This window comes from Azospirillum sp. (assembly GCF_050789165.1).
Genome location: NZ_JBOZRT010000047.1, coordinates 24,281 through 47,416, shown reverse-complemented (window position 1 = coordinate 47,416; position 23,136 = coordinate 24,281). Strand labels below are relative to the sequence as shown.

Annotated in this window: 22 protein-coding genes and 1 tRNA gene; 11 read left to right on the top strand and 12 right to left on the bottom strand. The window is 70.7% G+C overall.

Going from position 1 to position 23,136, the window contains the following annotated elements; genetic code table 11:
• The first annotated feature begins 3 nt into the window (after positions 1 to 3).
• The 8 genes from ACRWK7_RS10590 (at position 4) to ACRWK7_RS10555 (ending at position 6,956) form a co-directional block, all read left to right on the top strand.
• The gene (locus ACRWK7_RS10590; protein ID WP_431856170.1) at positions 4 to 1,239 is read left to right on the top strand and encodes a glycosyltransferase family 4 protein; all 1,236 of its coding nucleotides are present in this window, start codon (positions 4 to 6) and stop codon (positions 1,237 to 1,239) included.
• Complete coding sequence (locus ACRWK7_RS10585) at positions 1,236 to 2,237, top strand: MraY family glycosyltransferase (RefSeq protein WP_431856169.1); 1,002 nt, start codon at positions 1,236 to 1,238, stop codon at positions 2,235 to 2,237. The genes ACRWK7_RS10590 and ACRWK7_RS10585 overlap by 4 nt, the downstream gene beginning before the upstream one ends.
• Positions 2,234 to 3,187 carry an NAD-dependent epimerase/dehydratase family protein gene (locus ACRWK7_RS10580; protein WP_431856168.1) on the top strand — a complete coding sequence of 318 codons (954 nt, stop codon included), beginning with the start codon at positions 2,234 to 2,236 and terminating at the stop codon, positions 3,185 to 3,187. The genes ACRWK7_RS10585 and ACRWK7_RS10580 overlap by 4 nt, the downstream gene beginning before the upstream one ends.
• 19 nt (positions 3,188 to 3,206) lie before the next feature.
• Positions 3,207 to 5,126: a polysaccharide biosynthesis protein gene (locus ACRWK7_RS10575; RefSeq protein ID WP_431856271.1), complete on the top strand. Its 1,920-nt coding sequence runs from the start codon at positions 3,207 to 3,209 to the stop codon at positions 5,124 to 5,126.
• 66 nt (positions 5,127 to 5,192) lie between these two features.
• Positions 5,193 to 5,267: transfer RNA gene (locus ACRWK7_RS10570), tRNA-Thr, on the top strand.
• Between the two features lie 162 nt (positions 5,268 to 5,429).
• Positions 5,430 to 5,801, top strand: a complete 372-nt coding sequence (locus tag ACRWK7_RS10565) for a response regulator (RefSeq protein ID WP_109120155.1) — start codon at positions 5,430 to 5,432, stop codon at positions 5,799 to 5,801.
• A gap of 225 nt (positions 5,802 to 6,026) precedes the next feature.
• Positions 6,027 to 6,302 carry a hypothetical protein gene (locus ACRWK7_RS10560; RefSeq protein ID WP_431856167.1) on the top strand — a complete coding sequence of 92 codons (276 nt, stop codon included), beginning with the start codon at positions 6,027 to 6,029 and terminating at the stop codon, positions 6,300 to 6,302.
• 405 nt (positions 6,303 to 6,707) lie between these two features.
• Positions 6,708 to 6,956 (top strand): hypothetical protein, encoded by a 249-nt coding sequence (locus tag ACRWK7_RS10555; protein ID WP_431856166.1) that lies wholly within the window; start codon positions 6,708 to 6,710, stop codon positions 6,954 to 6,956.
• Positions 6,957 to 7,036: 80 nt separating this feature from the next.
• Here ACRWK7_RS10555 and ACRWK7_RS10550 read toward each other — a convergent pair whose 3' ends face one another.
• The 6 genes from ACRWK7_RS10550 to ACRWK7_RS10525 form a co-directional block, all read right to left on the bottom strand.
• Entirely contained in the window at positions 7,037 to 7,462 is a 426-nt protein-coding gene (locus ACRWK7_RS10550) for an OsmC family protein (protein ID WP_431856165.1), read from the bottom strand.
• Between the two features lie 199 nt (positions 7,463 to 7,661).
• Positions 7,662 to 8,192, bottom strand: a complete 531-nt coding sequence (locus ACRWK7_RS10545) for a hypothetical protein (RefSeq protein WP_431856164.1) — start codon at positions 8,190 to 8,192, stop codon at positions 7,662 to 7,664.
• A 101-nt stretch (positions 8,193 to 8,293) separates the two neighbouring features.
• On the bottom strand, positions 8,294 to 9,196 hold the full coding sequence (locus ACRWK7_RS10540) for a ribose-phosphate diphosphokinase (protein WP_431856163.1): 903 nt from the start codon (positions 9,194 to 9,196) through the stop codon (positions 8,294 to 8,296).
• A 134-nt stretch (positions 9,197 to 9,330) separates the two neighbouring features.
• The gene (locus ACRWK7_RS10535; RefSeq protein ID WP_431856162.1) at positions 9,331 to 10,332 is read right to left on the bottom strand and encodes a dihydroorotate dehydrogenase-like protein; all 1,002 of its coding nucleotides are present in this window, start codon (positions 10,330 to 10,332) and stop codon (positions 9,331 to 9,333) included.
• A 168-nt stretch (positions 10,333 to 10,500) separates the two neighbouring features.
• Positions 10,501 to 14,088 (bottom strand): pyruvate:ferredoxin (flavodoxin) oxidoreductase, encoded by a 3,588-nt coding sequence (gene nifJ / locus ACRWK7_RS10530; RefSeq protein WP_431856161.1) that lies wholly within the window; start codon positions 14,086 to 14,088, stop codon positions 10,501 to 10,503.
• A gap of 209 nt (positions 14,089 to 14,297) precedes the next feature.
• Positions 14,298 to 14,873 carry a hypothetical protein gene (locus tag ACRWK7_RS10525; RefSeq protein ID WP_431856160.1) on the bottom strand — a complete coding sequence of 192 codons (576 nt, stop codon included), beginning with the start codon at positions 14,871 to 14,873 and terminating at the stop codon, positions 14,298 to 14,300.
• Positions 14,874 to 15,037: 164 nt separating this feature from the next.
• On the opposite strand from ACRWK7_RS10525, the gene coaD reads away from it, so the two are divergent.
• A complete protein-coding gene (coaD, locus tag ACRWK7_RS10520; RefSeq protein ID WP_431856159.1) occupies positions 15,038 to 15,550 on the top strand; it encodes a pantetheine-phosphate adenylyltransferase in 513 nt (170 codons plus the stop codon).
• A 124-nt stretch (positions 15,551 to 15,674) separates the two neighbouring features.
• Here coaD and ACRWK7_RS10515 read toward each other — a convergent pair whose 3' ends face one another.
• Positions 15,675 to 15,977 carry a hypothetical protein gene (locus ACRWK7_RS10515; RefSeq protein WP_431856158.1) on the bottom strand — a complete coding sequence of 101 codons (303 nt, stop codon included), beginning with the start codon at positions 15,975 to 15,977 and terminating at the stop codon, positions 15,675 to 15,677.
• 98 nt (positions 15,978 to 16,075) lie between these two features.
• Entirely contained in the window at positions 16,076 to 16,534 is a 459-nt protein-coding gene (locus ACRWK7_RS10510) for a c-type cytochrome (RefSeq protein WP_431856157.1), read from the bottom strand.
• A 90-nt stretch (positions 16,535 to 16,624) separates the two neighbouring features.
• Between ACRWK7_RS10510 and corA the strand changes: the two genes are divergently transcribed.
• A complete protein-coding gene (gene corA, locus ACRWK7_RS10505; RefSeq protein ID WP_431856156.1) occupies positions 16,625 to 17,596 on the top strand; it encodes a magnesium/cobalt transporter CorA in 972 nt (323 codons plus the stop codon).
• A 300-nt stretch (positions 17,597 to 17,896) separates the two neighbouring features.
• Positions 17,897 to 18,295 (top strand): hypothetical protein, encoded by a 399-nt coding sequence (locus tag ACRWK7_RS10500; protein ID WP_431856155.1) that lies wholly within the window; start codon positions 17,897 to 17,899, stop codon positions 18,293 to 18,295.
• Positions 18,296 to 18,341: 46 nt separating this feature from the next.
• On the opposite strand, the gene ACRWK7_RS10495 is transcribed toward ACRWK7_RS10500, so the two are convergent.
• The 4 genes from ACRWK7_RS10495 to ACRWK7_RS10480 are packed head-to-tail and all read right to left on the bottom strand — an operon-like array spanning position 18,342 to position 23,056.
• Positions 18,342 to 19,418, bottom strand: coding sequence for a BMP family ABC transporter substrate-binding protein (locus ACRWK7_RS10495; RefSeq protein ID WP_431856270.1), 1,077 nt, complete (start codon positions 19,416 to 19,418; stop codon positions 18,342 to 18,344).
• A gap of 60 nt (positions 19,419 to 19,478) precedes the next feature.
• Positions 19,479 to 20,411 (bottom strand): ABC transporter permease, encoded by a 933-nt coding sequence (locus ACRWK7_RS10490; protein ID WP_431856154.1) that lies wholly within the window; start codon positions 20,409 to 20,411, stop codon positions 19,479 to 19,481.
• A complete protein-coding gene (locus tag ACRWK7_RS10485) occupies positions 20,408 to 21,484 on the bottom strand; it encodes an ABC transporter permease (protein ID WP_431856153.1) in 1,077 nt (358 codons plus the stop codon). The genes ACRWK7_RS10490 and ACRWK7_RS10485 overlap by 4 nt, the downstream gene beginning before the upstream one ends.
• A 21-nt stretch (positions 21,485 to 21,505) precedes the next feature.
• Positions 21,506 to 23,056 (bottom strand): ABC transporter ATP-binding protein, encoded by a 1,551-nt coding sequence (locus ACRWK7_RS10480; RefSeq protein ID WP_431856152.1) that lies wholly within the window; start codon positions 23,054 to 23,056, stop codon positions 21,506 to 21,508.
• Positions 23,057 to 23,136 lie beyond the last annotated feature (80 nt).

Genomic DNA, 23,136 nt, shown 5'->3' with positions numbered 1-23,136 from the left:
CCCGTGCCCACCACGACCACGCGCCGCAAGAAGGCCACCACCGTTCCGGTCAAGACTTCCGCGTTGAAGCCCCTTGGAAAAGCCGGGGGCCGTCCGACGCTGCTCTACCTCGTCACCGAGGACTGGTATTTCTGGTCGCACCGCCTGCCGATGGCGCGGGCGGCGAAGAAGGCCGGCTTCGACGTGGTGGTCGCCACCCGCGTCGACCAGCACCGCGAGCGCATCGAGGCGGAGGGCTTCCGCGTCGTCCCGCTGAACTGGCGGCGGCGCAGCGTCAGCCCGTCGCACGCGCTGGCCTGCATCCGCGAGATCGACGCGGTCTACCGCCGCGAGCGGCCGGCCATCGTGCACCACGTGGCGCTGAAGCCGATCTTGCTGGGCGGCCTGGCCGCCATCGCCGCCGGGGTGCCGGCGGTGGTCAACGGGCTGACCGGGCTCGGCTCGGCGCTGATGGGCAAGGGCGGGCTGAAGGGGCGCGTCGCCGGGCTGGTGGCGCGGCCGCTGCTCGGCGTCGTGTTGAAGCGGCCGAACAGCCGGCTGATCCTGCAGAATGCCGACGACCGCGACCTGCTGGTCGAGCGCAAACTGGTGAAGCCCGACGCGGTCAGCCTGATCCGCGGCTCCGGCATCGACGTGAAGCACTTCGCCGTGTTGCCCGAGCCGGAGGGGCCGGTCACCGTCGGCTTCGTCGGCCGCCTGCTGGAGGACAAGGGCGTGCGCCCGCTGGTCGAGGCGCACCAGCGCCTGCGCGCCGAGGGGCTGGACATCAACCTGATCCTCGCCGGCACGCCGGACCCGGAGAACCCCACCTCCATCAAGCCGGCCGAGCTTGAGCGCTGGAAGGCCCTGCCCGGCGTCGAGCTGCCCGGCCACATTGCCGACGTGCGCGAGGTGTGGAAGCGCGCCCACATCGCGGTGCTGCCGTCGCGCCGCGAGGGCCTGCCGAAGAGCCTGCTGGAAGCCGCGAGCTGCGGCCGCGCCATCGTCGCCACCGACGTGCCGGGCTGCCGCGAGGTGGCGCACGCCGGCGAGAACGCGCTGCTGGTGCCGGTGGACGACGCCGCGGCGCTGGCCGAGGCCATCGGCACGCTGGCCCGCGACGCCGACCTGCGCCGCCGCTTCGCCAAAGCCAGCCGCGCGCTGGTCGAATCCGACATGGCCGCCGACCGCGTCGGGGCCCAGACGGTGGAGCTGTACCGTTCGCTGCTGGCCGGCATCACCCGGAAGACCGCGCGGTGAGCGCCCTGGCGGCCCTGCTGGTGCTGGCGGGAACGCTGGCCGCCTCCTGGCTGCTGGTCGGGCGGGTGACGGCGTACCTGCGGCACAGGGCGATCCTCGACCATCCCAACGACCGCTCCAGCCATACCATCCCGACGCCGCGCGGCGGCGGCTGGGGCGTCATGCTGGCGCTGCTGCCGGCGTGGGCTCTGATCGGCGGCGGACCCGGCGAGTTGCGCATCGTGCTGCCGGTCCTGGCGGGCGCCGCGGCGCTGATGGCGATCTCGTGGATGGACGACCGCCGGGGACTGGGGCCGGCGCCGCGATTCCTGACGCAGATCGGCGCGGTGGTGGTCGGCATGGCGGCGCTGCCGCCGGACGGGCTGGTGCTGCAGGGCTTGGCGCCGCTGTGGCTCGACCGCGTGCTGGCGGGCGTCGCGTGGCTGTGGTTCGTGAACCTCTTCAACTTCATGGACGGCATCAACGGGCTGGCCGGCAGCGAGGCGGCGACCGTGGGCGGCGGGCTGGCGCTGGTTGCCGCGCTGGCCGGTCTGAAGCCGGAGCTGGCGCTGTACGGACTGGCCGCGGCCGGGGCGGCGCTGGGCTTCCTGCGCTGGAACTGGGATCCGGCCAAGGTCTTCATGGGCGACGTCGGCAGCGTGCCGCTGGGCTACACGCTGGGCTGGCTGCTGCTGACGGTGGCCGCCGAGGGGATGTGGGTGGCGGCGCTGCTGGTGCCGGCCTATTTCCTGACCGACGCGACGGTCACCCTGCTGCGCCGCGCCGCCGAGGGGAAGAAGGTCTGGCAGGCGCACCGCGAGCACTTCTATCAGAAGGCCACGCAACGCGGCCGCAGCCACGCCGAAGTGGTGCGCGCCGTGCTGGCCGCCAACGCCGCCCTGGTGGCGCTCGCCGCCGCCTCGCTCAGCGTCGGCTGGGCGGCGCTGCCGGCGGGCGCGGCGGTGATCCTGCTGCTGCTGGCCCATCTGGCGCGGCCGGCGCGGCGGGTGCCCGCATGAGCCGCATCCTCGTCACCGGCGCCACCGGCTTCCTCGGCAGGGCCCTCGTGCCGTTGCTCGTGGAGCGCGGTCACCAGGTGCGCGCCGCGGCGCGCCGTCCCGAAGCGCACGTCCTCGGCGCGGACCTCGTCGCCGTCGGCGACATCGGCCCGGACACCGACTGGGCCGAGGCGCTGGAGGGCGTCGACGCCGTCGCCCACCTCGCCGCCCGCGTCCATGTGATGCGCGACACCGCGTCCGATCCGCTGGCCGAATTCCGCCGCACCAACACCGACGGCACCCGCCGCCTCGCCGAGGCGTGCGCCGGGCGCGGCGTGCGGCGCTTCGTCTATCTCAGTTCGATCAAGGCGGTGGTGGACGAGAGCCGGCCCGATCCGGTCACCGACGCCACCCCGGCTGACCCGCACTCCCCCTACGGGATCTCCAAGCGGGAGGCGGAGCAGGCGCTGGAACACCTCCACACCCTGGGCGTGCTCGACCCGGTGATCCTGCGCCCGCCGCTGGTCTACGGCCCGGGGGTCGCCGGCAACCTGCGCGCCCTGCTGCGCCTCTGCCAGAAGCGCGTCCCGCTGCCCCTGGGCTTGGTGGCGAACCGACGCAGCCTGATCGGCGTCGGCAACCTCGCGGACGCGGTCGCCCTGTGCCTGACGCACCCGGCGGCGCCCGGGCGGACGTTCCTCGTCAGCGACGGCACGCCGCTGTCCACGGCCGACCTCGTGCGCCATCTCAGCGCCGGCCTCGGCGTGCGCCCGCGCCTGCTGCCGGTACCGCCGGCGATGCTGGCTCTTGCCGCCGCGCTGCTCGGCCGGCGCGACGCCTGGGACCGGGTGGGCGGCTCGCTCGTTGTCGAGGATGCGGCGATTCGCGCCACGCTGGGCTGGTCTCCGCCGACCGACGCCGCGTCCGGCTTGCGCGCCACCGCCGAATGGTTCAAAGCTTCGCTCGGCTGAGCGTTCCGAAGGTCTCATGATGCGCATCCCGTCGCCGCGGGCGTTCCTCGTCTACCTGCATGACCTCGTGATGACCGGTGCTGCCTTCGTGGTGGCGCTGTACCTGCGCGTCGGCATGCAGGCCTTCGACCAGTACGCCGATGTGCTGACGCTGGCCGCGCCGATCATGGTCGGCATCTCTGGCCTGGTCTTCATGACGCTGGGCCTGTACCGCGGCATCTGGCGCTACGCCTCGGTCCCCGACCTCGCGCACGTGGTGCGCGCGGTGACGGTGTCGGTGCTGACCTTCGTGCTGGTCATGTTCATGGTGACCCGCCTGAACGCCCTGCCCCGTTCGCTGCCGCCGATCCTCTGGCTGGTGCAGATCGTGCTGCTAGGCGGGCCGCGCTTCGCCTACCGCCTGCTGAAGGACCGCCGTCTGGCGCTGCGCGAGGAGCTGTCGGGCGTGCCGCGCATCCCGGTGCTGCTGCTGGGCGTCGGCGACGCAGCGGAGCTGTTCATCCGCTCGCAGGCCAACACGGTGTACCGCGTCGTCGGCATGCTGGACGACAAGAACCGCCGCATGGGGCAGTCGGTGCGCGGTGTGCCCGTGCTGGGCGGCACCGACGACCTGCGCGGCGTGGTCGAGACGCTGGCCCGCAAGGGCGAGCGCCCGCAGCGCCTGATCCTCACCAAAGGGCACGCCGAGGTGACGGGCGCCGCCGTGCGCGCCCTGCTGGACGAGGCGGAGGCGCTGGGCCTCACACTGTCCCGCCTGCCCAGCCTGACCGAGTTCAAGTCGGCCCTCGACGAGGGCAAGATCGAGGTCCGCCCGATCGCCATCGAGGACCTGCTGGGACGGCCGCAGTCGGTGCTCGACCGCGGCGCCATCAGCGGCCTGATCGCCGCGCGGCGCGTGCTGGTCACCGGCGCCGGCGGCACCATCGGCAGCGAGCTGGTGCGGCAGATCGCGGCGCTGGGGCCGAGCGACCTCGTGCTGGTCGATGCCGGGGAGTTCAACCTCTACGCCATCGACCTGGAGATCCGCGGGCGCTTCCCGGACCTCGCCGTGCACACGGTGCTGGCCGACGTGCGCGACCGCGACCGCGTCCACCGCCTGTTCCAGGAGCACCACCCGGTCATGGTGTTCCACGCCGCGGCGCTGAAGCACGTGCCGCTGGTCGAGGAGAACCCGACCGAGGGCGCGCTGACCAACGTCGTCGGCACCCGCAACGTCGCCGACGCGGCGCGCGCGGCGGGCTGCCTCGCCATGGTGATGATCTCGACCGACAAGGCGATCCGCCCGACCAGCGTGATGGGCGCCACCAAGCGCTTCGCCGAGAGCTACTGCCAGGCGCTCGACGTGCTGCCGGGGCGCGACGGCGCCACCACCACGCGCTTCATGACGGTGCGCTTCGGCAACGTGCTGGGCTCGTCGGGCTCGGTGGTGCCGCTGTTCCAGCGCCAGTTGGCGGCCGGCGGGCCGCTGACCGTCACCCACCCGGACATGCGCCGCTACTTCATGACCGTGCGCGAGGCGGTGGAGCTGGTGCTGCAGGCCTCCGCGCACGGCGCCGCCCGGGCCGAGGAGCGCGGCAAGGTGCTGGTGCTCGACATGGGCGAGCCGGTGAAGATCGTCGATCTGGCGCGGCAGATGATCCGCCTCGCCGGCTACCGGCCGGACGTCGACATCAAGGTCGAGTTCACCGGCCTGCGCCCCGGCGAGAAGCTGTTCGAGGAGATCCTGTCCGCCGCCGAGGCGCCGACGCGCACCGAGGCCGACGGCGTCTTCCTGGCCTCGCCGCGGGTCATCGACTACGCGCTGGTCAACCGCGCGCTGGGCGAACTGGAGGCGGCGGCGCGGGCCGGCGACGCCGACCGCGTGCTGACCATCATCGCCAACATCGTGCCGGATTTCCGGGCCGAGGCGGTGGTCCCGCTGGCCGACGCAAAGGCCTGATTTTTTGTTTTAGGGGGTTGCGTGGGCCGAAAGCCTGTCGTATAACCCGCGCCACCTCAGGACGGGGCTGCCGTAGCTCAGTGGTAGAGCACTCCCTTGGTAAGGGAGAGGTCGAGAGTTCAATCCTCTCTGGCAGCACCATTCCCCTCCCCCCCCGATAGCGCCAGCACACACGGACATCGCCTTCCGGCGATGCGTCATGCAACCGTTGTATGCGGTCCGGCATGGTTGCGGCTTACCGCGACCTGTGATGTGCTTGTGACTTCCCGGTTGAGGCGCCCCTTTGGGGCATATCATCGAGCCATGATCAACGTCACGCTCATCGAAGACGACGCCATGGTCCGCGAAGGCACGGAGGCCTTCCTTCGCGCCGCCGGCTACCTGGTGATCTCCGGCGCCACCGGCGGCGAGTTGGCGTGGAAGATCGCCGAATCCGGCGTGCAGCCGGACGTGCTGCTCTGCGATTTCCGGCTCGGCGGCTGCACCGCGCTGGAAGCGGTGCCCGAGGCGATGGGCGCCATCGCCGGCCGGGTGCCGGTGATCATCCTGACCGGGGACTCTGCCCCGGAGGTGCGCGAAGAGATCCTCGCCCGCGGCTGGCACCGGATGCTGAAGCCGTTCACCCCGAACGAGCTGCTGTTCATGCTCAGCCAGATCGAGACCCGGGTCGCCTGACGGCGTGCCGATTCGCGTACGGCTTTGGCCACGGTCGTAGCGCTCCCCCTCCCTTCCTACCACCTCCCGCAGCCGCCGGACGTTCAGGCGTTTTCAGGCGAAAAGCCAAGGCGCCGACCGGCGGTTGCGCTGCTATGGTGAACCCAAGACCGGACTCGCTGTGGGACTTCTCCCGCGCGCCGGGCTTTCCTTCCTGGGGTTTGGGCCAGGGGTTAGGGGTACGGAATGCGCGTCACCGCCTTCCTCGTCGATTTCGAGAACGCCACGGACGTGGCTCGGAAACGGAAGCTGCTGCAGGGCTGGAGCGAGGACGCCCTGCGCGGCACGCTCAACCGCAACCGCCTTGAGACCATGAGCGACCCGGACGGCCCCACGCTGCGCCTGCTGCTGTCCGGCTCCATCCTGATCCGCTGCGAACTGGCCCGGCGCACCACCGACGCCGCGCTGGAGGCCCAAACGCCCGCTCCGCAGCCGGCCGGTCGCCGCTCCTCCGCTGCCTGAGCCGACGATATAACCCATTTACACTATGGGATATTTTCGCCCCCGAAGGGATTATCCCCAAAAGCTGTGGATAACCCTGTTGGCGAATCTCGGGACGAATCACTCCTCCTGTGACAGATAAAGGACCGAAGACGCTTTGCTCCCTTTTTAGGCAGCGCGGAAAACGGCGGAAATCCTGACCTCAAAGCGCATCCGCCTATTTTTTCGGCGCAATTTCGTGTTGCCGGCGGCCCTTGCTCGAGTCAAGCGAACGTCTCGGCAACCTGTGAACAATCCCCGCCGCGGCACGCCGTTTCCGGATCCCCCTTTGGTCGTAGGGCGTCGCCGCGCGGCCGGCCGAATTGGGGCGTGCGCGCCGGGACCGCGGCGTGGTAGGAACGCCGCGTCCAGGAAAGGGGTGCCGCCTTGGCTCCAGCGATCTTCAAGCCCTACAAGGTGCAGTTCAGCCGCATCACCAGCGGCCTGCGCGGCCGGTCGGAGCGCGACCTGCACGTCGACCGCCTGAAGCGCTTCGTCTCCGAGCAGGGCATGGCCGGCGAGTTGCACTCGATCCTGCCGTCGGGCGCCTTCGGCATCCTGGAGATCCTGTGCACCGAACGCCTCGCCCGCCGCCTCAGCGACCTGAGCGAGGTCGAGGTGGTGCTGGAGGGATAGCGTCGCGGCCCCCTCCCCATCCCTGCCCTGCGAGGCGGGAAAGGTCAGAGAAGGGGCACAATGCGTCCACCGCCCCCGCGTCACGCCAAGCGGGCGTTCAACGTGATCTCGGCTCCGGCCAGCGCCTTCGACACCGGGCAGCCCTTCTTGGCCTCGTCGGCGAGCTTGCTGAACGTCGCCTGGTCGATGCCGGGAACTTGCGCCTGGCAATCCAGCTCGACGCGGGTGATGGCGAAGCCGCCGCCAGCCTGCTCCAGGTGCACGCGCGCCGTGGTGCGCACGCTGGTGGGCGTGTGTCCGGCCGAGGCCAGCCCGTGCGAGAACGCCATCGAGAAGCAGCCGGCGTGCGCCGCCGCGATCAGCTCCTCCGGGTTGGTGCCCTGGCCGTTCTCGAATCGTGACGGAAAGGAGTACGAGCCCTCGAACGCCCCGGAGCCGAGCCGCATCGAGCCCTTGCCGCTCTTCAGGTCGCCGCGCCACTCGGCGTCGGAACTGCGCATCACCATGGTGGACCTCCCTCGTGTTGACTGGCACGCGAGGAAGCTAGGGCCGCCGCAGCGCCCTCCAAGGCTCATATGTCATATCAAAGGCGCTTGATGGCTCCCATCAAGCGCCTTTGATGAAAACCCGGCAGCTCAATGCAATGCATTGAGCGGGAGGGTGATACGGCCGGCCGATCATGGAAGCATCCATGCGCCGGCCGTATCAGTCGAACTCCTGCAGCACCTTCGGGCTCTGGTCGAGCAGGCGGCCGATCATCGCCAGCGTGTGCTCGATCTTGGTGCGGGTGGCGTCCAGCTCGTCGGCGGTTTTGTCGTCGATGCCCGCTTCGAAGAGCATCATGTCGAAGTAGCCGAGCACCTCGTTGAACGAGGCCTGCTCCGAGGTGAGCACGTCGAACGCCCCCAGCGAGTGGGTCAGCGCGATCGGCGGGTCGCTGATGAAGGCGTGGCTGATGTCGGTGAAGAACGCCAGCTCGTTCAGCTTCTGCCGCACCAGCCACTGCGCGAAATTGGCCGGCAGCAGGTCGCCGCTTTCGGCAATGCGCTCCTGGATGGAGAACATCAACCCCTGGATCTCGCGGTGCCGGTTCCGGATCTCGCGGAACTGCGGAAACGTCTTGGGCGGCGGCCCGTTGCGCAGCCTGCCCATGTCGGCAATGTCGGCCTGGAGCTTGCGCGCCATCTGCTTGACGACGTTCGCCACCCGCGGATCCGCGGGCTTCTTCTCCGCCATCGGGAACCCCTTGTCACCCCAGCGTCTTCAGAGATTCATACTCCCAAGCGACACCAAAGTGGAGAAACAAAAGCGCACGGCCCGCCCCGCCCGGTAGGGCTTTATTGCCGCAGCGCCTCGGCGATCATCGGCGCCAGCGGCAACGCGTTGGACGGGTGCGGGACGCCGTCGCAGGACATCACGCTGTCGATCCCCTCCGTCGGGAAGCGGGCCGCCGTCTCCGCGGTGAACAGCGCGTGCACCGCCGCCACGCGGACCGACGCGGCGCCCAGCGCGCGGGCGGCGCGGGCGCAGGAGAAGATGGTCTCGCCGGAGCTGATGACGTCGTCCACGATCACCACCGGCCGGCCGCGCAGGTCCGCGGTCTCGGGCAGCACCACGGTGACGTCGCGGTCGCCGCGCCGCTCCTTGCGGCCGCAGGCCCAGGCGACGCCGAGACCGCGGGCGGTCGCTTCGATCAGCGGTTCGGCCTCCTCGTCCGGGCCGACGACGACGCTGTCGGAGTCGAGGCCGCGCAGCGCGGCGGCGATCACCGGGGCGCCGGACAGCGCGTCGGTGCGCCGGCCGGGAAACACCTCGTCGAGCTGGCCGGTGCGGTGCAGGTGCGGCTCGACACAGAGGATGCGGTCGAAATGCTGCGCCAGCCACGCGCCGACCACCTTCTGGCTGACCGGCTCGCCGGGGCGGAACACGGCATCCTGGCGCATGTAAGCCATGTAGGGGGCGACCAGGCACAGCTCCTTCGCCCCCTCCCGCCGCAGCACCGAGGCGGCGAGCATCAGCTCGACCAGCTTGTCGTTCGGGCGGTGGAGAGAGCGGTAGACGACGGCGCGCTCCATGCGCTCCGGCACGCGCACCAGACTCTCGCCATCGGGGAAGCGGTGCAGCTCGGCGATGGCGCAGGGAACGCCCAGCGCCGCGGCCAGACGCTGTGCGCCCTCCGCCGATTCCGGGAAGCCGTAGACGCCGGTGTAGCGGCTTGACGGGGTTTGATGCGCGGTCACGATGGCGGACTCGGTTGCCGAAACGATGGGCAGCTTTGCAAAGGCACTCGGGCACGGTCAAGGGAGGCGGGCGGCCTATGCAGTCCTGGGTTGGCCGCGCGAAAGCTGGTCCAACCTATGATCCGCACGCCCGATCACCAGCCCTCGCGCTTCCAGCCCTGCAGGATCTTCTGGTAGTTGCCGCGCTCGAACGCCGCGGGGTCCGGGCAGCGCAGCAGGTTCATGCTGCCCTGCGCCTGGGCGAGGGACTCGTATTCGTGCTCCTCCAGCCAGCGGGTCAGGTCGTCCCGCAGGACCGTCAGCCGCTCCGGCCCGTGCCTGAGCAGCGCCGAGACCACCTGCACGGCGTGCGCCCCGGCCATCACCGCCTTCAGCGCGTCCACCGCCGTGTGCACGCCGCCCGACGCCGCCAGCGACGGCGTCACCCGCCCGGACAGCGCCGCCAGCCAGCGCAGCCGCAGGCGCAGTTCGTCGGGTCGCGACAGCTCCAGCGTCGGCGCGGCCTCCAGCGCCTCCACGTCGATGTCCGGCTGGTAGAAGCGGTTGAACAGCACCAGCCCGCTCACCCCCTCCGCCTCCAGCCGCTTCACCAGCGCCGGCAGCGCGGTGACGTAGGGCGACAGCTTGACCGCCAAGGGAATACCCACCGCCGCGCGGACCATGCGCACCAGCTCGACCATGCGGTCCTCGACCGCCTGCCCCGATACGCCGGGATCGGTCGCCATGAAGTACAGGTTCAGCTCCAGCGCGTCCGCCCCCGCCTGCTCGATCAAACCGGCGTAGCGGGTCCAGCCGGCGGGCGTCATGCCGTTCAGCGACGCGATCACCGGGACGGAGACCGCCTCCTTGATGCGGGCCACCTGCCCCAAATAGGCGTCGGGGCCGAGCGCGTAGCGGTCCAGCGGCGGGAAGAAGCCGCGCGCCTCGGCCGACAGGTGCGCGGTGCTCTCGCGCGCCTCCAGCGCGCCCATCTCGACGCGGGTGATCTGCTCCTCGAACAGCGAGTGCATGACGATGGCGCTGGCCCCGGAATCCTCCAGCCGGCGCACCACGTCCAGGTCGTCCACCAGCGGCGAGGCGCCGGGCATCAGCGGGTGGGCCAGCGTCAGGCCCAGGTACTCGGTCGTCAGGTCCATCGTGCCCCTCCGCGCAGGTGGTTCCCCGTAAGCCCCTCCCCCCTCGCGGGGGAGGGGTTTGGGGAGAGGGGGATGGCGGCCGGACGGCTGCGGATAATGTGGCCGGCATTCGCCGGCGCCACCCTCTCCCCACCCCCTCTCCCGTCAAGGGAGAGGGGCTTGCTTTCATTAATCGTCGTCGCTCGGCATGCCGGGCAGCGGTTCGGCGAAGCCGGCCATGTGCTTGTAGAGGTCGTATTTCAGCCGGTTGGTCTCCTCGGCCCGCTTCAGCAGCTCGCGAAAGCGCTCGGGGTCGTCGCGCTCGACCACCTGGAAGCGCGCCTCGCCGGCCATGAAGTCGCCCAGCTTCACCTTCGGCGGGCCGCTGTCCATCTCCAGCGGCGCCTCCCCGGTGTCGAGCCGGCGCGGGTCGTGCCGGTACAGCGGCCAGTGCCCGCTGTCCACCGCCAGCTTCTGCTGCCGCAGGCCGTGCGCCATGTCGTAGCCGTGCGCAATGCAGTGGCTGTAGGCGATGATCAGCGACGGGCCGCGGTGGCTCTCCGCCTCCATGAAGGCGGCCACCGTCTGCGAGTCCTTGGCGCCGAAGGCGACCTGCGCGACGTACACGTGCTCGTACGCCATGGCGATCATGCCCAGGTCCTTCTTGGCCACCGAGCGGCCGGCCATGGCGAACTTGGCCGAGGCGCCGATCGGCGTCGCCTTCGACTGCTGGCCGCCGGTGTTGGAGTACACCTCGGTGTCCAGCACCAGGATGTTCACGTCGCGGTCGGACGCCAGCACGTGGTCGAGGCCGCCGTAGCCGATGTCGTAGGCCCAGCCGTCGCCGCCGACGATCCACACGCTCTTGCGCACCAGATGGTCGGCCAGCTCCTCCAGCCGCCGCGCCGCCGGGCCGTCGAGGCGGGCGAGCTGCCGGCGCAGCTCCGCCACCCGCTCGCGCTGGGCGGCGATGCCGGCCTCCTGGTTCATGTCGGCTGGCGCCATGTCGGCGGACAGGATCGCCGTCACCAGATCGGGGTTCAGGCCGGACGCCAGCTGCGCCAGCAGGTCGCGCGCCTGCTCGCCCAGCGCGTCGAGCGCGACCCGGATGCCCAGGCCGAATTCCGCGTTGTCCTCGAACAGCGAGTTGGCCCAGGCCGGGCCCCGGCCGTCGGCATTGGTGGTGTAGGGCGTGGTCGGCAGGTTGCCGCCGTAGATCGACGAGCAGCCGGTGGCGTTGGCGATCACCGCCCGGTCGCCGAACAGCTGGGTGAGCAGTTTCAAATACGGCGTCTCGCCGCAGCCGGAGCAGGCACCGGGAAACTCGAACAACGGCTCCAGCAGCTGCGTGTGCTTGACGGTGAACGGCACCTGGGCGCGCGGCGCCTCGGGCAGCGTCAGGAAGTAGTCGAACAGCGGCTGCTCGTGCGCCATCTCGGCGAAGGAACGCATCTCCAGCGCCTTGCGGCGCGGGTTGGCCTTGTCCTTGGCCGGGCACACCTCGACGCACAGCGTGCAGCCGGTGCAGTCGGCCGGCGAGACCTGCAGGCGGTAGCGGCTCGGCCCGAACTCGTTGCCCTTGTAGGCCAGCGTGGTGAAGCCCTCCGGCGCCTCCGCCACGACCGCCTCGGGCACCGCCTTCACGCGGATCACCGCGTGCGGGCAGACCATCGCGCACTTGTTGCACTGGATGCACAGCTCGGCGTTCCAGGCCGGCACCTCGGTGGCGATGCAGCGCTTCTCGTACTTGGCGGTGCCGGTCGGCCAGGTGCCGTCCACCGGGAAGGCGGAGACCGGCAGCCGGTCGCCGTGCCCGGCGATGATCGCCGCGGTGACCCGCTGCACGAAGTCCGGCGCGTGCGCCGGCACCACGGCGGGCCGTCCGTGGTCGGCGGTGACCTCGGCCGGCAGCTCGATGCGGTGCAGGTGGGTCAGCGCCTCGTCCACCGCGGCGTAGTTGCGCTTCACCGCCTCCTCGCTGCGGCGGCCGTAGGTCTTCTGGATGGCGGCCTTGATGTCGTCGATGGCCTCGTCCTGCGGCATCACGCCGGACAGCGCGAAGAAGCAGGTCTGCATGATGGTGTTGATGCGCCGGCCCATGCCGGTCTCGCGCGCCACCGCGGTGGCGTCCACGGTGTAGAGCTTCACCTGCTTGTCGATGCAGGCCGTCTGCACCTCGCGCGGCAGCGTCGCCCACACCTCCGCCGGCGTGCCCGGCGCGTTGAGCAGCACGGTGGCGCCTGGCGCCGCCATCTCCACCACCTCCATGCGCTCCATCAGCGGGAAGTGGTGGCAGGCGACGAACTGCGCCCGACGGATCAGGTAGGGCGCGCGGATCGGCGTCTTCGCGAAGCGCAGGTGCGACACGGTGGTCGAGCCGGACTTGCGGCTGTCGTAGACGAAGTACGCCTGCGCGTACTGTCCGGTGTGGCCCTGGATGATCTTGATGGAGTTCTTGTTGGCCCCCACCGTGCCGTCGGCGCCCAGGCCGAAGAACACGGCGCGCTGCACCTCGTCACCCTCGATGGCGAAGTCCTCGTCCCAGGGGATGGAGCCGTGCGTCACGTCATCGACGATGCCCACCGTGAAGCGCCGCTTCGGCCGCTCGCGCGCCAGCTCGTCGAACACGCCCTTGACCATGGCCGGCGTGAACTCCTTGGACGACAGGCCGTAGCGGCCGCCGACCACCATGGGTTCGTCCTTGAGGCTGCCCGCCGCCCGCGCCTCGCCCAGCGCCGCGACCACGTCGAGGTACAGCGGGTCGGCGACGGCGCCCGGCTCCTTCGTGCGGTCGAGCACGGCAACGCGCCGCACCGTCTCCGGCAGCGCCGCCACGAAGTCGACGATGGAGAAGGGCCGGAACAGGCGCACGATGACGCAGCCGACGCGCTCTCCCCTTGCCGCGAGGAAGGCGGCGGTCTCGGCGCAGGTCTCAGCACCGGAGCCCATGGCGATCACCACGCGCTCGGCCTGCGGGTGGCCGACGTAGTCGAACAGGCGGTAGCGGCGGCCGGTGCGCTTGGCCAGCCGGTCCATCATCTCCTGCACGGTGGCCGGGCAGGCCTCGTAGAAGCGGTTGCAGGATTCGCGGGCCTGGAAGAACACGTCCGGATTCTGCGCCGAGCCGCGCAGCACCGGATGGTCGGGGCTCAGCGCGTGGCGGCGGTGCGCGGTGACCGCCTCGTCGCTCAAGAGCGCGCGGAGGTCCTCGTCCGACAGCGTCTCGACCCGGCTGACCTCGTGCGAGGTGCGGAAGCCGTCGAAGAAGTGCAGGAACGGGATGCGCGCGGCCAGCGTGGCGGCGTGCGCCACCAGCGCCAGGTCATGCGCCTCCTGCACGTTGGCCGAGGCCAGCATGGCGAAGCCGGTCTGCCGGCAGGCCATGACGTCGGAATGGTCGCCGAAGATGGAGAGCGCGTGCGTCGCCACCGTGCGCGCGGCCACGTGCATGCAGAACGGCGTCAGCTCCCCGGCGATCTTGTACATGTTGGGGATCATCAGCAGCAGGCCCTGCGACGCCGTGAAGGTCGTCGCCAGGGCGCCGGCCTGGAGGGCACCGTGCACGGCGCCGGCGGCGCCGCCCTCCGACTGCATCTCGATCACCTGGGGGATGGCGCCCCAGACGTTGGCCTTGCGGTGCGCCGCCCACTCGTCCGACAGCTCGCCCATCGGCGAGGACGGGGTGATCGGGTAGATGGCGATGACCTCGCTGGCGCGATACGCAACCGACGCGGCGGCCTCGTTGCCGTCCATGATGGCGATGGCGGGGTTCGGCATGGCGCTTCCCTTCGGCAGGCGATGCGGGCCTGTCGACTGTGCGCCTTCGAAGGGTTCGGTGCCATGACCGAGGTCAGTTCGTGGGCTGCGGCGTATTGCCCCCTTTTGCCCCCTCCCCATCCCTCCCCCGCTTCGCGGGAGAGGGGGCAGAGTGGCGGAGTTCCCTCCACCTCGAAGAGGGGGAGGGCCAGGGAGGGGGCAATCGTATCCTACGCCCCCCGCTTCGCCGTCGCCGCGAGGTATTGCGCCGCCGCCTTCAGCAGGAACTCCGCCACCGCGAGGTCGCCGACGTCGCGGTCCGGGCCGCCGAGCCGCTGGTCGCCCTCGGCGTGGACCAGCGCGGCGGCGATCACCTCGGCGGTGATCCAGGCCCGGCGCTCGTCTTCCGGCACCTCGTCCAGGCGCTCCATCAGTTCGCCGCAGGCGGATTCGATGTCGGCCAGCGTCGGGTGCTCGGCGGTGAGGTAGGCGACCTCGCCGTCCGGAGTCGCCGCGCCATGGTAGGCGCGGGCGAGCAGCGCCGTCTCGATGGCCTGCCGGAAGATCGTGCTGCGCGGCCGGGTGCGGCGGCGCAGGCGCATCGCCATCATGGTGAACAGCTGGGCCACCGGCTCCGCGCGGTCCGGCGGCACCTCGTCGAGGATGTCGAGGATCTCGGCCGTGACGGCGTTGCGCGCCGGCTGGCCGGGCCTCTGCACCGAGGTGGCGAAGACCGCGATCAGCGTGCGCAACGCGTCCGCCTGCTCGTCGGCGGTGATGCGGCCGAGGTCCCCGGGATCGAACATGAAGCACCCTCCGCCAGTTCAGGAACGATGGGATGGGATCGGATTCTTGAACTGGGGTGCTGCGGGCGGGCCGGAAAGCCGCCCCGTCCGTTCGCGCCGGGCGCGTTCTTCCGGCGGCATTTTCGTGTTATCACCTGAGGGCAGACGTTCCGGAGCCCCGTGCCATGGCCACCGCCATCTACGCCGCCAGCCTCGACCCGATCACCCGCGGGCACTTGTGGATGATCCAGCAGGGGACCCGGCTGTTCGACCGCGTCATCGTCGGCATCGGCCATAATCCCGGCAAGACACCCACCTTTCCGCTGGAGCAGCGCCTTGAGCTGACCCGCACCAGCATCGCCGAGGCCGGGCTGGACGGCCGCATCGAGGTGGACAGCTTCGAGCGGGTGTTCCTGGTCGACTTCGCCCGCACGCGCGGCGCCGACATCCTGCTGCGCGGCATCCGCAACGAGTCGGACTTCACCTACGAAATGACCATGCGCCACGTGAACGGCGATCTGGCGCCGGACATGCTGACCGTGGCGCTGATGCCGCCGCGCGAGTTGCGCGAGATCAGCTCCAGCTTCGTGCGCGGGCTGGTCGGGCATGCCGGATGGGAAAAGGTGGTCGGCCGCTACGTCACGCCCAGCGTGCTGGCCGCCATGCAGGACCGCTACGCCGACGGCCTGAACCTCTAGCCCCTCTGCGCGGGAACCACCCGGCCCTTGCCCTGTTCTCAGGGGCAGCACAGAGGGACCATGACCGCTCATCGGCCCCGCCGTCGTCATCAAGGACGCGGCGGGGCCGAACCGTTTCGGGGGATCAGTTCCCGCCGGTCTCGCCGGTGGTGCGCTTGCCGGCGTCGCCCGACAGGGTGCCCGGCGACAGGCTCGGTGCGTCGTTGGCCGGTTCGATGGGCATGCCGGCGCCCGGCGAGTTGCCGCTGCGGCGGTTCTGCGGCGCCACCCCATATCCGGGATCGCCGCTGCTGCCCGAAGCGGAGGCGGTGCTGCGGCTTCCCGAGGCGCCGGCGGTGCCGGCGTCCGTTCCCGTCCGATCCTGCGCACAGCCGGTCACCGCGACCAGCGCCGCCACGGACATCCCGGCGATCAGCGTACGATGCATGGCGTCTCCCGTCCTTCCCGGCCGGTCGGGCGGGCGGAATTGCACCGCTTGCGCCGGCCCCTCGGGCGGAAGAACAGCGCAGGCGCGCCTTCGTCGCGTCAGCGCTTCGCCTGCGCGGTGGCGCGTGCCTGCCGCTCGCGCGCGGCGGGCGGCCAGGCGCTCTTGATGTAGGCCAGCACGGCGACGATCTCGCGCTCGCTCAGCACGTCCTTGAAGCCCGGCATGTCGCTGACGTAGCCCGCCGGGGCGAAGGGCGCCATGCCCTCGCGCACCATGGCGAGCAGTTGCTCATCGGCGTGGTGCCACGTGTGCCCCTCGGCGTCGTGCGGCGGGGCCGGCAGGCGGCCGTCCGGCCGGCGCTCGCGCCAGTTCGGCTGGCCCTCCAGGCTGGCGCCGTGGCACGACGCGCAGTGCTGCGCGTACGTCAGCTTACCCAGCGCGACCAGCGGTGCGTTGTCGGGATCCGGACGGAGGTCGCCGTCGCCGCCGAGCACCAGGGCGTAGGCCAGCCCCGCCACCGCGGCGATTCCCAGCAGCCAGACGCTGATCCGCACCATGCCAAAGCCCTTCCCTCTCCGCCGCCACCTCGACAGCGGGCGGGCGGCGCGTCTAGGCTCCTAGCAGATTTCAGGGACCGGAGGAAACGCATGAGCCGGGTTGTCGCCTCCGCCGCCTACCACGAGGGCCGCCGCGTCGCCGACGTGCCGGTCGAGGAGGCCGGGGCCTGGGCGGCGCGCGAGGGCCACTTCGTGTGGGTCGGCCTGCTGGAGCCCGACGAGGCGCTGCTGCGCCGCGTGCAGCGGCAGTTCGCCCTGCACGACCTGGCGCTGGAGGACGCGCTGCACGCCCACCAGCGCCCGAAGATCGAGGTGTACGGCGACGCTCTGTTCCTGGTGCTGCGCACCGCCCGGCTGACCGACGGGCGCATCCATTTCGGCGAGACGCACGTCTTCGCCGGGCGCAACTACGTGGTGACGGTGCGGCACGGCGCGTCGGCCACCTACTCCCCGGTGCGCGCCCGTGCCGAGAGCGCGCCGGAGCTGCTGCGCCACGGCGTGGACTTCGTGCTCTACGCCGTCATGGACTACGTGGTGGACTGTTATTTCCCGGTGCTCGACGCGCTGGAGGCCGACGTCGGGCGGATGGAGCAGAAGCTGCTGCACCGCCCGCCGACCCAGGCGGAGGTGGAGCGCATCGCCCACGTCCGCCGCGACCTGGAGCGGCTGCGCCGCGCCGCCTCGCCGCTGCTGGAGGTGTGCTCGCGCCTGGAGCGCTTCCCGCTGCCGATGATCGACGAGGTGATGCACCCCTACTTCCGCGACGTCTACGACCACGTGATCCGGGTGAACGAGTCGGTGGTGAGCCTGCGCGAGCTGCTGTCCTTCGCCTTCGAGGCCAGCATGATGCTCGCCTCGGCGCGGCAGAACGACGTGACGCGCAAGCTGGCGGCCTGGGCCGCCATCCTGGCGGTGCCGACCGCGGTGGCGGGCGTCTACGGCATGAACTTCGAGCACATGCCGGAGCTGAAGTGGGCCTATGGCTACCCGATGGCGCTGGCGGTGATCATCGCCGTGTGCGGGCTGCTGTACTGGCGCTTCAAGCGGATCGGCTGGCTGTAGGAACGGATCTTTCGCCCTCTCTTTCCGTCATCCCCGCGAAGGCGGGGATCCATAAGCTCCACACTCGCATGCTTTGGGAGTCATGGATCCCCGCCTTCGCGGGGATGACGGATAAGTCATTGAAATGAAAGCGCGTTCGCACTGCAACATGTGTGCATGCCATAGCGCGAAGGCGGGGATGACGATGGAGGAAGGAATTGCAGGCCGGGAACGTGCGTGACGACGGGCGTCACCGCCTATGCGCCCTCGCGGGAATGACGTATTGAGAAGCCATTGGATTCTTGAGTTCAGGGAACCGCCATGACCCACCCCACAGACCCGAAGGACTCCCTGCGCGCGCTTCTGGAAACCTACCTGCGCTGCCCGGTGCAGCCGGTGCTGACCGAGCTGGAGCAGGGCCTGCGCGCCTACCAGACGGAGTGGATCCGCGCCCGCGCCGGCGGCGACGCCCCGCCCCTCGCCGATCCCGCCAAGGCCGCCATCCCCAAGGCGAAGTTCAAGGTGGACGGCGCCGACCGCGCCGTTCTGGAACGCATCGCCGGGGGCTGGGTGCCGACCACCGCCGAGGTGCCGCGCTGGGCGTGGCTGGAGGACCGCGAACTGGTCAGGCTGGAGCCCAACCCCGTCGGCTCGGGCCCCGAGGTGCTGCGCATGGCCGACGAGGGCTGGCGCGCGCTGGGCCGCAACCCGCCGGGCTGACCGGCGGGCAGCGTGAGGGCGGGGACTGGCCCCGCCCTCCGTCACATCACTTCGGCAGCTTGCCGACGACGCCCTCGACGAAGTAGTCCATCTTCAGGATCTGCTCGTCGGTGGCGTGCTTGCCGGCCGGGATGACCTCCTTGCCGGACTGATCCTTGACCGGGCCGGCGAAGGGGTGACGGGCACCCGACACGATGTCGGCCTTGGTCTTGTCGGCCATGGCCACCACGTCCGCCGGGATGCCCGGGTTGAACGGGGCGAGGTGCAGCATGCCGTCCTTGATGCCGCCCCAGGTGTCCTCGGACTTCCAGGTGCCGGCCAGCAGCTTCTTGGTGCGGTCGACGTAGTAGCCGCCCCAGTCGTCGACGATGGCGGTCAGGTGCGCCTTCGGGCCGAAGCGGGTCATGTCGGACGACTGGCCGACCGCCCACAGGCCGCGCTCCTCGGCGGCCTGGATCGGCGCCGGGCTGTCGGTGTGCTGGACGATGACGTCGGCGCCCTGGTCGATCAGCGCCTTGGCGGCCTCGGCCTCCTTCGGCGGGTCGTACCAGCTGTTCACCCACACCACGCGCACCTCGGCCTTCGGGTTGACCTTGCGCAGGGCGAGCGTCATGGCGTTGATGCCGCTGACCACCTCGGGAATCGGGAAGGACGCGACGTAGCCGATGACGTTCGACTTGGTCATCTTGCCGACGATCTCGCCGACGATCGTGCGCCCCTCGTAGAAGCGCGCCGAGTAGGTGGCGAGGTTGGCCGAGCGCTTGTAGCCCGTGGCGTGCTCGAACTTCACGTCGGGGTAGCGCTGCGCCACCTTCAGCGTCGGGTTCATGAAGCCGAACGAGGTGGTGAAGATCAGCTTGTGGCCCTGGGCGGCCAGCTGGTCGATGACGCGCTCGGCGTCGGCGCCCTCGGGCACGTTCTCGACGTAGGTGGTGGTGACCTTGTCGCCCAGCTCCTTCTCGAGCTGCAGGCGGCCCTGGTCGTGCTGGTAGGAATAGCCGTGGTCGCTGATCGGGCCGACATAGACGAAGCCGACCTTCAGCTTGTCCTGCGCCACCGCCCCGCCGGCACCGACCGCCAGCGCCACCGCGGCGCCGGCGAGGCCGAGGAGGGCCTTGCCCATGGTACGTCTGTTCACGTGAGAGCTCCCTGTATTGCTCATTGACCCTTGGACCGGTCCGCCTCAGCCGTCCGGATGGAACACCTTGCCGAGGCAGGCCGGCGCGTTCAGCCGGATGCGGGCGACGTCCCGCGAGATCGCCACAAGAACCAGGATCGTCGCCAAATACGGCAACATTGACAAGAGTTGTGCGGGCACCGCGAAGCCGTGCCCCTGCACGTGCAGCTGGGCGATGGTGACGCCGCCGAACAGCCACGCGCCGAGCAGCACGCGGCCCGGTTTCCACGTCGAGAAGACGACCAGCGCCAGCGCGATCCAGCCGCGCCCGGCGGTCATGTTCTCCGCCCACATCGGCGTGTAGTCGAGCGACAGGTAGGCGCCGGCGATGCCGCTCATGGCGCCGCCGAACAGCACCGCCAGGAAGCGGATGCGCACCACCTTGTAGCCCAGCGCGTGCGCCGCCGCGTGGTTCTCGCCCACCGCCCGAAGCACCAGCCCGGCGCGCGTCGAGAACAGGAACCAGTGCACCGCCGGCACCATCGCCAGGCCCAGGTAGACCAGCGCGTCCTGCCCGAACAGCGCCGGGCCGATCACCGGCAGGTCGGTGAGGCCGGGGATGCGCAGCTCCGGCACGTCCTGGATGGGGCGGCCGACCCAGCCCTGCCCGACCAGCGCCGACAGGCCGACTCCGAACAGCGTCAGCGCCAGCCCGGTCGCCACCTGGTTGGCCAGCAGCCCCAGCGTCAGCACCCCGAACAGCGCCCCCATCAGCAGCCCGGCCACCGCCGCGGCAATGAAGCCGAGGGTCGAGCTGCCGGTGCTCGCCGCCACCATGAAGCCGATCACCGCGCCGGCCAGCATCATCCCCTCGACTCCGAGGTTCAGCACGCCGGACTTCTCCACCACCAGCTCGCCCAGCGCGGCGAACAGCAGAGGCGTCGCGGCGGTCAGCATCGCCGCCAGCACCGGGCCGAGGAACACGACGAACTCGCTCATGCCGCGGCCCTCCGGGCGCCGAAGCGCACGCGGTAGCGGATCAGCACGTCGCAGGCGAGCAGGAAGAACAGCAGCATGCCCTGGAACACCCCGGTGATCGCCTTGGGCAGGCCGAGCGCGATCTGCGCCGCCTCGCCGCCGATGAAGGACAGCGCCATCAGCAGCCCGGCCAGCAGGATGCCCACCGGGTGCAGCCGGCCGAGGAAGGCGACGATGATCGCCGTGAAGCCGTAACCCGGCGAGATCGACGGCGTGATCTGCCCGATCGGTCCCGCCACCTCGCCCAGCCCGGCCAACCCGGCCAGCCCGCCCGACAGCAGCAGCGTCAGCCAGACGATGCGCTTCTCGTTGAAACCGGCGTAGCCCGCCGCCGCCGGGGTCAGGCCGATGACGCGGATCTGGAAGCCGATGAAGGTGCGGCTCATCAGCACCCAGCCGCCGGCCACCGCCAGCAGCGCGAACAGCGAGCCGAGGTGCACGCGCGTCCCCTGGATCAGGTGCGGCAGGGTGGCGTACGGCTCGAACATCCGCGATTCGGGGAAGGCGAAGCCCTCCGGGTCGCGGTACGGCCCGTTGATCAGGTAGTTGAGCAGCAGCAGCGCCACATAGGTCAGCATCAGGCTGGTCAGGATCTCGCTGGCGTTGAAGCGCAGCTTCAGCCACGCCGGGATCGCCGCCCACAGCATGCCGCCGGCGATGCCGCCGAGGATCATCAGCGGCAGCACCCACCAGCCGCCGTCGCCGTAGAACGCCAACCCGATGCCGCCGCCGACGATGGCACCCAGCGTCAGTTGCCCCTCGGCGCCGATGTTCCAGACGTTGGCGCGGAAGCCGATGGCCAGCCCGACGCCGATCAGCACCAGCGGCGTCGCCTTGACGATCAGCTCGCCCAGGCCGCGCGTGGTCGAGATCGGCTGGATGAAGAAGGCGTGCAGCGCCTTCACCGGGTCGAAGCCGAGCGCCAGGAACAGCAGGAAGCCGCTGGCCAGCGTCAGCGCGACCGCCAGAACGGGGGTGAGATACACCATCGCCCGCGACGCCTGTCCGCGGGGTTCGAGACGGAGGAGGCTCATGCGCGGGTCCCTGCGAAAACGTTACGCCACACGCCCAACCTCCCCCTCGTCTTCCCCGCCGCCGAACAGGCCGCCCATCAGCAGGCCGATCTGCTCCACCGTCGTCTGGTGCGACGGGGTGGAGGGCGACAGCCGGCCGTGGAACAGCACCGAGATGCGGTCGCACAGCACGAACAGCTCGTCCAGGTCCTGGCTGATGACCAAGACCGCGGTGCCGCTGCGCGCCAGATCGATCAGCGCCTGATGGATCGCCGCCGCGGCGCCGGCGTCCACGCCCCAGGTCGGCTGGCCGACGATCAGCAGCTTCGGCTTCTGCAGGATCTCGCGGCCGATGATGAATTTCTGCAGGTTGCCGCCGGACAACGAGCGCGCCTCGGCCCGGTGCCCATGCGTGACCACGTTGAACAGGTCGATGATCCGCTCGGCGTAGGAGCGGGCGCGGCCGAAATGCACGATGCCGCTGCGCACCAGCGGCTCGCGGGCGTAGCCGGACAGCAGCGCGTTCTCCGACAGGCTCAGCTCCGGCACCGCGCCGCGGCCCAGCCGCTCCTCCGGCACGAAGGCGAGGCCCAGTTCGCGCCGGGTGCGGGGCCCCAGATGGCCGACCGGACGCCCCTCGATCAGCACCGCGCCCTCGTCACCGATCAGCGTCTCGCCGCTCAGCGCTGCCATCAGCTCGGCCTGCCCGTTGCCGGCGACGCCGGCGATGCCGAGGATCTCGCCGGCGCGAACCTCCAGCGACACGTCCTTCAGCTCGGTCGCGAACGGCACGTCCGTGGTGGTGGAGAGGTGCCGCACCTCCAGCCGCGGCGCGCCGGTGACCGCCGCGGCCGCGCGCTCCGGCGTCGACAGCGAGGTGCCGATCATCATTTCGGCGAGGCTGCGCGCCGTCTCCTTGCGCGGGTCGCAGGTGGCCACCACCTTGCCGCCGCGCAGCACCGTGGCGCGGTCGCACAGCGTGCGGATCTCCTCCAGCTTGTGCGAGATGTAGAGGATGGTGCAGCCCTCGGCCGCCAGCCGGCGCAGAGTCTCGAACAGCCGCCCGACCTCCTGCGGCGTCAGCACCGAGGTCGGCTCGTCCATGATCAGCAGGCGCGGGTCCTGGAGCAGGCAGCGCACGATCTCCACCCGCTGCCGCTCGCCGACCGACAGGTCGAAGACGTGGCGGTCGGGGTCGAGGGCGAGGCCGTAACGCTCGGACACCGCGCGGATCCGCACCGCCAGGTCCTTCAGCGAGGTCGTCTTGTCCTCGATGCCCAGCGCGATGTTCTCCGTCACCGTCAGCGTGTCGAACAGCGAGAAGTGCTGGAACACCATGCCGATGCCCAGCCGCCGGGCAGCGTGCGGGTCGGCGATCGTGACCTCCCGTCCCTCCCAGTGCAGGGCGCCGGAGTCGGCGTGCTGGACGCCGTAGATGATCTTCACCAGCGTCGACTTGCCGGCGCCGTTCTCGCCGAGCAGCGCGTGGATCTCGCCCGGCAGCAGCGCCAGGTCGACATGGTCGTTGGCGAGGCAGCCGGGAAAGCGCTTCGTGATGCCGCGAAGGTCGAGGCGGGGCGTCGGTGAGGCCAAGGGTGTCGGTTCCGGAGCGGTCTGACGGGCGCGCACGCGCCAAAGTCACACTAAGCCGGGCCGGCGCCCCGCCGTCAACT